The 10,818-nt window shown below is 62.2% G+C and carries 8 protein-coding genes, 3 tRNA genes and 1 pseudogene; 8 read left to right on the top strand and 4 right to left on the bottom strand.

The annotated features are described in order from the left end of the window. From NZM16_RS12085 to NZM16_RS12110, 6 genes and pseudogenes are all read left to right on the top strand, one after another. A pseudogene (locus tag NZM16_RS12085) lies at nucleotides 1–259 on the top strand (xylose isomerase); the annotation flags it as partial. A gap of 159 nt (nucleotides 260–418) precedes the next feature. Next, on the top strand, nucleotides 419–1,918 hold the full coding sequence (gene xylB / locus NZM16_RS12090) for a xylulokinase (RefSeq protein ID WP_295480594.1): 1,500 nt from the start codon (nucleotides 419–421) through the stop codon (nucleotides 1,916–1,918). Nucleotides 1,919–2,204: 286 nt separating this feature from the next. Then, nucleotides 2,205–2,279, top strand: a tRNA-Pro gene (locus NZM16_RS12095). A 6-nt stretch (nucleotides 2,280–2,285) separates the two neighbouring features. After that, nucleotides 2,286–2,358, top strand: a tRNA-Gly gene (locus NZM16_RS12100). Nucleotides 2,359–2,399: 41 nt separating this feature from the next. After that, a tRNA-Ile gene (locus tag NZM16_RS12105) sits at nucleotides 2,400–2,471 on the top strand. Nucleotides 2,472–2,580: 109 nt separating this feature from the next. Beyond that, entirely contained in the window at nucleotides 2,581–4,299 is a 1,719-nt protein-coding gene (locus tag NZM16_RS12110) for a long-chain fatty acid--CoA ligase (RefSeq protein WP_295480596.1), read from the top strand. 341 nt (nucleotides 4,300–4,640) lie between these two features. Here the strand turns inward: NZM16_RS12110 and NZM16_RS12115 are convergent, their stop codons facing one another. From NZM16_RS12115 to NZM16_RS12125, 3 genes are all read right to left on the bottom strand, one after another. Continuing rightward, nucleotides 4,641–5,114 carry a DinB family protein gene (locus NZM16_RS12115; protein ID WP_295449782.1) on the bottom strand — a complete coding sequence of 158 codons (474 nt, stop codon included), beginning with the start codon at nucleotides 5,112–5,114 and terminating at the stop codon, nucleotides 4,641–4,643. 303 nt (nucleotides 5,115–5,417) lie between these two features. Further along, nucleotides 5,418–5,846 carry a hypothetical protein gene (locus NZM16_RS12120; RefSeq protein WP_295449785.1) on the bottom strand — a complete coding sequence of 143 codons (429 nt, stop codon included), beginning with the start codon at nucleotides 5,844–5,846 and terminating at the stop codon, nucleotides 5,418–5,420. 78 nt (nucleotides 5,847–5,924) lie between these two features. After that, nucleotides 5,925–7,253 carry a thymidine phosphorylase gene (locus tag NZM16_RS12125; RefSeq protein ID WP_295480598.1) on the bottom strand — a complete coding sequence of 443 codons (1,329 nt, stop codon included), beginning with the start codon at nucleotides 7,251–7,253 and terminating at the stop codon, nucleotides 5,925–5,927. Between the two features lie 256 nt (nucleotides 7,254–7,509). Between NZM16_RS12125 and NZM16_RS12130 the strand changes: the two genes are divergently transcribed. Together NZM16_RS12130 and NZM16_RS12135 are read left to right on the top strand one after the other, a co-directional pair. Further along, nucleotides 7,510–8,952: an FAD-dependent thymidylate synthase gene (locus NZM16_RS12130; protein WP_295480599.1), complete on the top strand. Its 1,443-nt coding sequence runs from the start codon at nucleotides 7,510–7,512 to the stop codon at nucleotides 8,950–8,952. An 89-nt stretch (nucleotides 8,953–9,041) separates the two neighbouring features. Next, nucleotides 9,042–10,421 carry a dipeptidase gene (locus tag NZM16_RS12135; RefSeq protein WP_295449793.1) on the top strand — a complete coding sequence of 460 codons (1,380 nt, stop codon included), beginning with the start codon at nucleotides 9,042–9,044 and terminating at the stop codon, nucleotides 10,419–10,421. 140 nt (nucleotides 10,422–10,561) lie between these two features. Here the strand turns inward: NZM16_RS12135 and NZM16_RS12140 are convergent. Next, nucleotides 10,562–10,818: ferredoxin family protein (locus NZM16_RS12140; RefSeq protein WP_295480601.1), on the bottom strand; the 257-nt coding region annotated here is incomplete at its 5' end.

Raw genomic sequence — 10,818 nt, forward strand, 5'->3', positions numbered from 1 at the left:
TGCTCGAGGCTGTATGCGAACCTATCTCATTCTGAAGGAGAAGGCGGAACAGTGGAATTCAGACCCGGAGATTCAGGCGCTGCTGAAGGAGATCAACGCCGATGATGGTTCGATGGATATGTTTAAGGGGCGATACACTCCTGAGAAAGCAGCGGCGCTGAAGATGGCTTCATTTGATCGGGTCGCGCTGGGCAAGCGGGGCTGGGCTTATGAGCGGCTGGACCAGCTGACGATTGAAATCCTCCTGGGTGTGAGATAAGTTAAGCGAAAGGCTAGGCGTCGGGCTTTGCGTCTTGCGTCTCGCTGGACGCTTATCCTGTCACATTGGGGTTGCGGTGGCGCTGCTGTCGTAGAAACGATGTGCTTTGAGCTGGTAAGGGAGGTCGCTCCAGACTTTGGGTCGAGGAGGAAGGGGGAGATGGCGTTCTTTATGGGCATCGATGTCTCCACGACGGCCACGAAGGCTCTGATAATCGACCCTGATGGTGAAGTGGTCGCCGTGGCTTCTTCTGAGTATGCCTATGAGACGCCTCGGCCGATGTGGGCGGAGCAGCATCCCTATCTCTGGTGGACAGCGACCGTGGACAGCATCCGCAGGGTACTGGCGGAGTCCGGGGTGGACCCTGCTGATATCGGGGGAATTGGCCTGACCGGGCAGATGCACGGGCTGGTTCTGCTGGATGAAAGGGGTGAAGTTCTGCGCCCTGCAATCCTATGGAACGACCAGCGTACTGCCGCGGAGTGCGATGAGATCCGGGCTCGCTTGGGGAAAGATCGGTTGATCCAGATCACTGGTAACGATGCCCTAGCCGGTTTCACCGCTCCTAAAATCCTTTGGGTGCGAAACCATGAGCCGGAGATCTTCCGGCGCGTCCGCCACATCCTGCTGCCCAAAGACTATGTTCGTTACCGTTTGACTGGTGAGTTTGCGATCGATAAGGCGGATGGAGCCGGGACGATCCTCTTCGATCTCAGGAAGCGGGATTGGTCTGCAGAAGTCCTGAACGCTTTAGAGATCGACCCCGAGTGGCTTCCTCCGACCTTCGAGGGTCCGCAGATTACGGGAAGGGTTACACCTGACGCTGCGGAGGAGACGGGCCTGAGAGCGGGAACACCGGTCGTGGCTGGTGGTGGCGATCAGTCCGCACAGGCGGTAGGGGTTGGCGCGGTGGAGCCGGGAGTTGTGGCCCTCACCCTGGGGACATCAGGCGTCGTTTTCGCCAGCACTCAGGAGCCCTTCATAGAGCCTCAGGGGCGGCTCCACTCATTCTGCCACGCTGTTCCCGGCCGCTGGCACCTGATGGGAGTGATGCTTTCGGCCGGAGGCAGCTTGCGCTGGTACCGGGATACAGTGGCTCCAGTCACCGACTTTGATACCCTTCTGCGACCGGCAGGAGAGGTATCTCCAGGTTGTGAGGGCCTGCTTTTCCTGCCCTATCTAACGGGGGAGCGAACGCCCTATCCAGATCCACTGGCCCGCGGTGCTTTTGTGGGCCTGACGGTCCGTCATACGCTTGCCCATATGACCCGAGCGGTTCTAGAGGGGGTTGCCTTCGGCCTTCGCGACAGTTTTGAGCTGATGAAGGAATCAGGGCTAACGGAAATCACTCAGGTTCGCGCCTCAGGCGGCGGCGTCCGCAGCGCTCTCTGGAGGCAGATCCTCGCAGACGTGCTGGGCGCGGAGCTGGTCACGGTCAACACGACCGAGGGCGCAGCCTACGGTGCCGCATTGCTGGCAGCTGTTGGCGCTGGAGTATTCCCGGATGTCCCATCGGCCTGTTCGGCAGTCATTCGGATCACCGGGCGCACAGTTCCAGGGCCGGCCGCTCGTTTCTATAACGAAATGTATCCCCTCTACCGGAAGCTTTACCCCGCCCTTCAACCTGCTTTCCAGGAGATCGCTCGATTAATTGCCTAAGTCCCCTATTCTATCCTTCTTGCTCTTCCCTAATATCTGCTTGGGATATGGAGGGGAGAGCGAATCGATGTCGCGGCATTGATTTCTGACTATTCTTACAGATGCGGCCGCGCAGCCCTCTCCCCTCCCTGTTTGGGACCTCCATCTCCCGCTTGCTTTCACCCCCAGTGCTCTGTTGGTAAGTCTCACCCTTTTTGGGTAGAGTCGATTGCCAGGAGCAGCTGGTTCTATGCCTTAATCGAGGGATGAACGGTGTGATACAAGATGTGCTATAATTAAATTGCATCGGGGCGTGGCGCAGCCAGGTTAGCGCACCACGTTTGGGACGTGGGGGTCGTCGGTTCGAATCCGACCGCCCCGACTGGATGCGGGCGTAGCTCAGGTGGTAGAGCGTCTGCCTTCCAAGCAGAAGGCCGCGGGTTCGAGTCCCGTCGCCCGCTCCTTCAATGGGGCTGGAGTCCCTCTTATATGCTTGCGTGAGGGGCCCGTAGCTCAACGGCAGAGCAGCCGGCTCATAACCGGTCGGTTGCAGGTTCGAATCCTGCCGGGCCCACTGGGGGAGGAGAGGCGCTGGATCCCGATGCCAGGGGGTGAGCGGTTCCCCACTGGAAGGATGTTCCTCTAGTTTCCCCCAACCATCCTTTCGCGACCAGGAGGGAGCGATGGTGAACGATCGTCCGTGGTATCGGTTCTATGACCCCGGCGTTCCCCGTTCCCTGGAGTATCCCCCGATCCCCTTCTTCCGGTTCCTCGAGGACTCCGCTCGTCGTTTCCCGGATCGCCCCGCGCTGATCTTCAAGCCGGCCCACCAGGGATTTGCGGGGAGCGCGATGACCTATCGTGAGCTGAACGAGCTCTCCGATCGCATGGCAGCTGCCCTTTATCATGAGCTGGGCGTGCGAAAGGGCGATCGGGTCGCCCTGATCATGCCCAACATCCCTCAGTTCGTCATCGCTTACTTCGCGGTGCAGAAGATCGGCGGTGTGGTGGTGGCCACAAATCCCATCTACACGCCCCGTGAGATGGAATACCAGCTGGCCGACTCCGGCGCTACGGTGGCCATCGTCCTCAGCCGGATCTATGAGCGGGTGAAATCGATCCAGCCCAACACCCAGGTGCGCCGGGTGGTCGCCGCCCACATCAAGGAGTTCATGAGCCCGTTGCTCAAGATCCTTTATACCCTGGCCCGGGAACGCAAAGAAGGGGACCGGGTGACGTTGCGGGACAACGACGTGTGGTTCCATGATCTGCTCCAGCGCTACCGGCCGGACCAGCGGCCGACGGTGGAAGTCGGGCCGGACGATGTGGCGATCTTCCAGTATACCGGCGGGACCACCGGGCTCTCCAAAGGGGCGGTGGCTCTCCATCGCAATATCGTGGCGAACGTCCTGCAGGTTCGGTCATGGGATCCTCAGCTTCGGGAGGGCCAGGAAGTGATTATGGGGGCTCTCCCCCTGTTCCACGCCTATGGAATGATCGTGGCCTTGGGCCTGGCCATGCAGATCGCCGCCACCTTGGTGCTGGTGCCGAACCCGCGGGATCTGCATACGCTGCTGGACGGGCTACAGCGGTATCGGGTGACGATGTTCCCCGGTGTTCCTACCCTTTACAACGCCATCAACAACCACCCGGATGTGAAGGCGGGCAAATACAACCTGCGCACCATCCGCGCCTGCATCTCCGGTGCCGCGCCGTTGCTGCTGGAGATCAAGCGGCGGTTCGAGGAGATCACGGGGGCGAAGCTGGTGGAAGGCTACGGCCTCTCCGAGGCGCCCACGGCCACGCACTGCAACCCGCTCTATGGGTTAAACAAGGAAGGAAGCATTGGGATCCCCATGCCCGATGTCGATGCAAAGATCGTCAGCCTGGAGGATGGGGTCACGGAGCTGCCGCCTGGGGAGATCGGAGAGCTGGTCCTCCGCGGCCCGCAGGTGTTCCAGGGCTACTGGAACCGCCCCACGGAGACCGAGAACACCCTTCGGAACGGATGGCTTTACACCGGCGATATCGCGCGGATGGACGAGGACGGCTATTTCTATATCGTGGACCGCAAGAAGGAGGTGATCAAGCCGGGCGGCTATCAGGTGTGGCCACGGGAGGTGGAGGAGATCCTGGCCCAGCATCCCAAGATCAAAGAGGTGGCGGTCGCTGGAATCCCCGATCTGCATTTAGGCGAGGCCGTTAAGGCATGGGTGGTGCTCCACGAGGGGCAGACCGCGACCGCCGAGGAGATCCGGGAGTGGTGCCGGGACAAACTGGCCCCCTATAAGATCCCGCGCCACATCGAATTCCGAACGGAGCTGCCGAAGAGCATGGTCGGAAAGGTCCTCCGCCGCGTGCTGGTGGAAGAGGAACGGACGAAGAGCCAGCCGGCTGAATAAGAAATCGCCCGGGAAGTTCAATCGCCCGGCCCTGCGTGAAAGACGCAGGGTTCGGGTTGTTTTTTGAGCGCTGTTTTATCGGTGGGCGAGTGCAACCACGAAGGAGATACAAACAGGAGTTTACGCCGTTTGCTCCTCTTTAGGGTCTTTGGGGCGGTCTGGGCGCCTTTGGCGCCCGGACCGCCCCAACAGTTTCATCCCCCCTTCCCATGGCCCTTTGGGCCGTGGGAAGGGGAAACAAGGGGTGGGGCCATTCCACTTCGTCCGATCGGCTTCCAACCGCACAACTCCTATGCTGCACCGGATATGCGAGGGGCATGTCCTTCCCCTACCGGGCGCTTTCATTCGAGGGCGCGCCGGAGCTCGGCGGCATGATCCCGCTCGTGGTTCCCCACGTGATAAAACATCTGCTCCACCGTCATCATCGCTCCGATGGCGTGCTGCCCTTCGATATCCAGCTGCTCCTCGTTTAAGGAATCCAGGAGGCTGAGCAGCGCCTGGCGAGAGGCTTCCAGGTCCTTCAGGATATCCTCCACTTTCTGATTCTCCCGCTTCTGCACCTGGCGTTCGTTCCAGAGATCCAGGTTGAATCCCTCTGGCATATAGCGCTCGCCCGCCAGGACCCGCTGGATACGGGACATCTGGCCGATCTCCGCGGCGGCCAGGTGGGCCAGCACCTGGCGGGCGGTCCACTTGCCATGCTCACCCTGGACGGATTTCTCCCAGTCGGCCTCCCGTAGCCGGGAAGCGATGGCCAGCACCTCTGCCCGCGTTTGCTCCAGATGAGTTCGGATCGCCGCCTTGCGCTCGCTCATGGGCTCCCCCTTTCAGTATCAGCGAGATAAATATTGAGGAAGAAATCGGATCGTGCTTCTTAGTGCTTCACGGCTGACAGGTGGGATGCTGCGCCGATGACCCCTCCTCTTGTATCCTCTCCTTCCCGAAGCCCCGCGGGCCTCCGAGAGGGGAGATGATCGGGTAGGTGGGCAGGGCTGCCAGAGGCGGCCCACACGCCTCCCCATACCTGCAAACAAGAAAGCGCGATCTGCCTCCCGTGCGCGCTGCCCAGAAGTTGAGGGCTGCCTTTGATGGCTCCCCATCCCACCTCAGCAAAACGGCTAACGCCGGCCGACCCGACGTCGGCCTGTCAGCAGGGATCCCGGCTTCTGCGATGACTCGGTAGCCATCCAGAGGAGCTCGGCTCCGAGCAACAGCGTCCCGAACAGGAGGGACCATTCCCATCGCAGCGCGCGCTGGAGGAAGAGCATGGCGAGGACGGAGACCCAGAGGGCTCCCCATCCGCTGCGCCGCCAGACCTGCTCCATTATCCGCTTGTGGCTTTCTTCTTCCTCCTGGGCACTGAAGCGTCGATGGAGGAATTCCATCGGGAACCAGAGAAATCCCCATACGGTCAGCCCGATCCCAAGGGTGACCAGCAGCCGGGCCGGCGACTGTTCCGGATACAGGCGCCAGATCGTGAAAATCATAAGCGCCCATCCCAGCGCGATAGCGCTCAGGGCGAGCAGAGCATGATTTCGTCGAGTCATGGTCTCCTTTTCTGGGACCCTTCAGGCCTCAAAAAGCCTTCGGCCGTGGCCTTGCACCCTCAGCCCTATCACGAAGCGCTACTGGCCGGGGTGATCGCTCACGTTGGAGAGGATCTCGTAAATATGAGGCTGCGGGGAGACAGGCGCTTCCTGAATGCGCACGGCGCGAGCCAGCCAGCGTTCCGCTTCCGCCAGACGCCCCTCCTCATTGGCGTGCACGGTGAAGAGCGGCTCCCCTCGACGCACGAAATCCCCTGCCTTTCGATGCACGATGATCCCCACCGCGGGATCCACCGGTTCTCCTTTCTTTGTTCGCCCGGCGCCCAGGGCGACCGACGCCATGCCGATCTCATAGGCCCGCACCTCTGCCAGGTAGCCCTCCGCCGGAGCAGGGATCTCACGGATCAGCCGGGCGTGCGGGAGCTGTTCCGGATCTTCGATTTGAAGGATGTCCCCTCCCTGTGCGGCGACCAGGGCCCGGAATTTCTCCCAGGCGGCCCCCGAAGCAAGGGTGGCCTCCGCCAGCCGGCGGGCCTCCTCCAGATGCCTCACCCGCCCTCCCAAATGCAGCATGTGGGCGGCGATGGTCAGGCAGTGTTCCCGAAAGTCCGCAGGTCCATCGTCCCGAAGGGTGGCGATGGCCTCTTTCACCTCCAGGGCGTTGCCCACGGCCTCCCCCAGAGGCTGATTCATGTCCGAGATCACCGCTACCACCCGGCGGTTCAGAGCCGTGCCGATGTCCACCATCTGCCGGGCGAGGGCGCGGGCCTGATCCAGGGTTTTCATGAAAGCGCCGTTGCCGACCTTCACGTCCAGGACGATGGCGTCTGCCCCGCCGGCGATCTTTTTGCTCATGATGGAGGCGGCGATCAGGGGGATGCTGGGAACGGTCCCGGTGACATCCCGCAGGGCGTAGAATTTCCCATCGGCGGGGGCCAGATCTGCGGATTGCCCACACAGGACCGCGCCGACCCGACGCAATTGTTCCCGGAACTCCTCCACGGTGAGCTCTACGCGCAATCCTCGGATGGACTCCAGCTTATCGATGGTTCCCCCCGTGAAGGAGAGGCCGCGGCCGCTCATCTTGCCCACCGGGAGGCCAGCGGCGGCCACCAGCGGCACTACCACCAGGCTCACCTTGTCCCCTACGCCGCCGGTGGAGTGCTTATCCACCACCACCGGGGCGATGTCATGAAGATCCAGCACCTGTCCGGAATAGGCCATCGCCAGGGTGAGCTCCGCCGTCTCGCGGGGCGTCATGCCCTGGAAATAGACCGCCATCAGGAAAGCCGCCGCCTGGTAGTCGGGGATCTCCCCCCGGGTGAACCCTTCCACAAAGAACCGGATTTCCTCCGGCGTAAGCTCCCCTCCATCCCGCTTCTTCTCAATAATATCCACCGCGCGCATGGGAGGCCCTCATGGAACGGGATTTCTCTTTCAATCTTAACCCACGTTTCATCCGGGTTGTAGAGCAGGGGTGGCGCAGGGGTTCGCCCTCATAAGCTTTCGTGCGCCAATGCTGCAGGTGGGGTGTCCTCTATGGGTGCCTTGGAACGGGCCCAGACTTGTCCCCCAAGATGTGTAACCCGAGTTTGCCATCCCGTAGGTTCGCAGGCAGAATCAGCAAGCAGGCAGGATCCTGTTTTTAAGGAGAGGTAGCCGGATGCGGGCGAGAAGGATCTACCTGCTGGATCCCCGCCGATATCGTCCCGAAGTGATCGCCGTGGCCTTTGCGAAGACCAGCCGCAGCCCGGAACCCTTTGACGTGATTGCGGAAAGCCTCAGCGATGAAACCGCTTCGCAGTTCCATGAGAAGTGGGTCATCGGCTATGGCCATGCTTCGGTGGCCGAGCACGCCGTTCTTCATATTGCCTTCGAGAACATCTCCCGTCTGGCCGCCGAGGCCATCGAGGGGGTCCGGCTAGCTTCCTTCACCGAGAAATCCACCCGTTTTCAGATCCTGGACCGGGAATCCTTCTATGTGCCGCCGGAGATCGCCGCTTCTTCCTTCCGGGATGCTTACCAGGCAGCCGTGGAGCAGCTCTTCGAGACCTATCACGCGGCTATGGAGCCGGTCGGGCGGGTGGTGGAAGCCTGGTTCCCACGGCGCCCCGAAGAGGGTGAGAAGACCTATCGCACCCGCTTGCGCATCCGGGCGATGGACGTCTGCCGATACCTGTTGCCCACCGCCACCCTGACCAACATCGGGATGACGGTGAACGCTCGCGCCCTGGAGCATGGGCTCCGGAAATGGCTCTCACATCCCCTGGCGGAGGTCCGCGAGATCGCCCGCGCTGTGAAAGCTGTAGCGCTTCAGGAAGTCCCCACCCTGCTCAAATACGCGGAGCCCAACGCGTATTTGCAAAACAGCGCAGCCCGGCTGCAGGGATGGGCGATGGCGCTCCCGGAGGACTCCATTCCCTCCGATGGGGTCCGTCTGGTGTCGTGGGATCCGGACGCGGAAGTTCGGTTGATCGCCGCATGCCTGTATCGGTTTCGGGCGGTCAGCTTCGAGACCGCTCTGGCCTGGGCGCGGGAGCTTCGCCCGGAGGATCGTCGGAGGATCCTGGAGGATGCCCTGGGCGGCCGGAGCCCCTTCGACGTTCCGGTGCGGGAGCTGGAGCATATCGTCTACACGTTCGATTGCCTGATGGACGAAGGGGCCTATTATGATCTCAAGCGCCATCGGATGATGACGCAGACCCCTCAGGCCTTGACCACCGCCTACGGTTATGCGGTCCCGCGGGCCATGGAGGAAGCCGGGGTGGGGGCGCGTTATCGGGCCGCCGTGGAGGCGGCGATGGCGCTGTGGGAGGCCATGCGGCCAGCGGTCGGCGAGGCGGCGGCCTACGTGCTGCCGAACGCAGTCTATCGGCGTGTGCTGATGACCATGAACCTGCGCGAGGCGTATCATCTGTGCCGGCTGCGGGGAGGGCCCAACGGCCATTTCGCCTATCGGTATATCGCGATGCGGATCTACGAGGCCATTCGCGCCGTGCATCCCACCCTGGCGGCCTATATGGGATGTGAGGATTATCCTTCTTCCGCAGAGATCGCCGCCCGATTTGGTGGCGTTATGCGTCGCGGGGAGGTTCAGACTGTATGAATTTCAGAGCCCCAGGCTGGCGAGGGCTGCCTTTCAGCGTCCCCCCTGGCCTGGGAAACATGGTTCATCCATAACCGGGAGGCGCATCGATGTCGGATCCGCGTTCTCAAGCCCTGGAATATGTGCGGCGGAACCGGGATCGGTTCCTGGAAGAGCTGAAGGATTTCCTTCGGATCCCTTCTGTCTCTACAGATCCAGCTCATCTCGCGGACATCGGCCGGGCTGCCGAATGGGTAGCGGATCGGTTGCGGAAGGCCGGGGCGGAACGGGTGGAAGTCCTTCCCACGCAAGGCCACCCGGTGGTTTATGGGGAGGTCCATGCGGATCGGCCGGAGGCCCCCACCGTGTTGGTCTACGGCCATTACGATGTGCAGCCCCCGGATCCGCTGGACCTCTGGGAAAACGGTCCCTTTGAGCCGACGGTGCGGGGCGAGAATCTTTACGCCCGCGGCGCCTCGGACATGAAGGGACAGGTCATGGCCTCCATCGCCGCTTTCGAGGCCCTCGTTCGAACGGGTTCTCTTCCTGTTCATGTGAAGTTTCTGATCGAGGGGGAAGAGGAGATCGGCTCCCCCAGCCTGCCGGCTTTCATCCAGCAAAACCGCGAGCGTCTGCAGTGCACGGTCTCCCTGAACCCCGATGCCGGGATGATCGCTCCCGATCAGCCGACGATCACCTACGGGCTGCGGGGCCTGGCCTACTTCGAGCTCCGGGTCTACGGGCCGGCCCACGATTTGCACTCCGGGCTCTACGGCGGCATTGTGCACAACCCGGCCCAAGCCCTCTGCGAGCTGATCGCCGGCATGCACGATGCGGAGGGCCGGGTGACGCTCCCTGGGTTTTACGACCGGGTGCGCCCTCTGACGGAGGAAGAACGGGCCGAGCTGGCCCGGCTGCCGATGGATGAGCGCTTCTATCGGGAGCTAACCGGCGCGCCGGCCCTATGGGGAGAGGCCGGCTATACCCCCATTGAGCGCATCGGGACGCGGCCCACTCTGGAGGTCAATGGGCTCCTCGCAGGGTTCACCGGCCCCGGGGCGAAGACGGTGTTGCCGGCTTACGCGATGGCCAAGATCTCCATGCGCCTGGTGCCGGATCAGGATCCGGAGGAAGTCTATCGGCAGCTGCTGCGCTATCTGGAGGCGCACGCCCCGAAGACCGTGCGCTGGGAAGTCATCCGCATGGCGGGGGTGCGGGCCTCCCTGACCGATCGGAACCATCCGGCAGTGCAGGCGATGAGCCACGCTCTGGAGGCCGTGTGGGGTCGACGTCCGCTTTTCAAGCGGGAGGGGGGGACCGTTCCCATCGTCACGCAACTCAAGGAGATCTTGGGGGTGGAATCGGTGCTGACCGGCTTCGGGCTGCCCGATGATAACTATCATGCCCCGAACGAGAAGCTTCATCTGCCTACCTGGTCCCGAGGGATCGAAGCGCTGGTGCACTTCTTTTACAACTATGGTGAACTTTAAAACTGGACTTTGGACGAACTCGCGATTTCTCTCTGAGGGAAGGTTTTGGGGGCGGCCTGAGTCCGCCCCTGATGCAACAAGGCCCCGACCGATCCCCGGTCGGGGCCTGTAACGTCCTTTCCGGAGGGCTTTTCCAGGCGTTACATCTGGCGGGCGCTGTAGCCGGGGCCCTCCTTAAAGAACTTGTAATTGAAGGGGATATCCTCCCGGAGATTGACCACCTCGCCCCCCTGGGCTTCGTAGCGCTCAATGTCTCCCGGCGCGCGCATGATCATGCGGACCTGGCCAGGCTTCATGGTGTAGGCTTCGGGGACCTCGTCTTCAGGGAAGATGGCTTCATATGGACACTCGGGGACGCAGGCACCGCAGTCAATGCAGGTGTCGGGGTCGATGTAAT

The organism is Thermoflexus sp. (assembly GCF_025055495.1).
Classification (GTDB): Bacteria; Chloroflexota; Anaerolineae; order Thermoflexales; family Thermoflexaceae; genus Thermoflexus.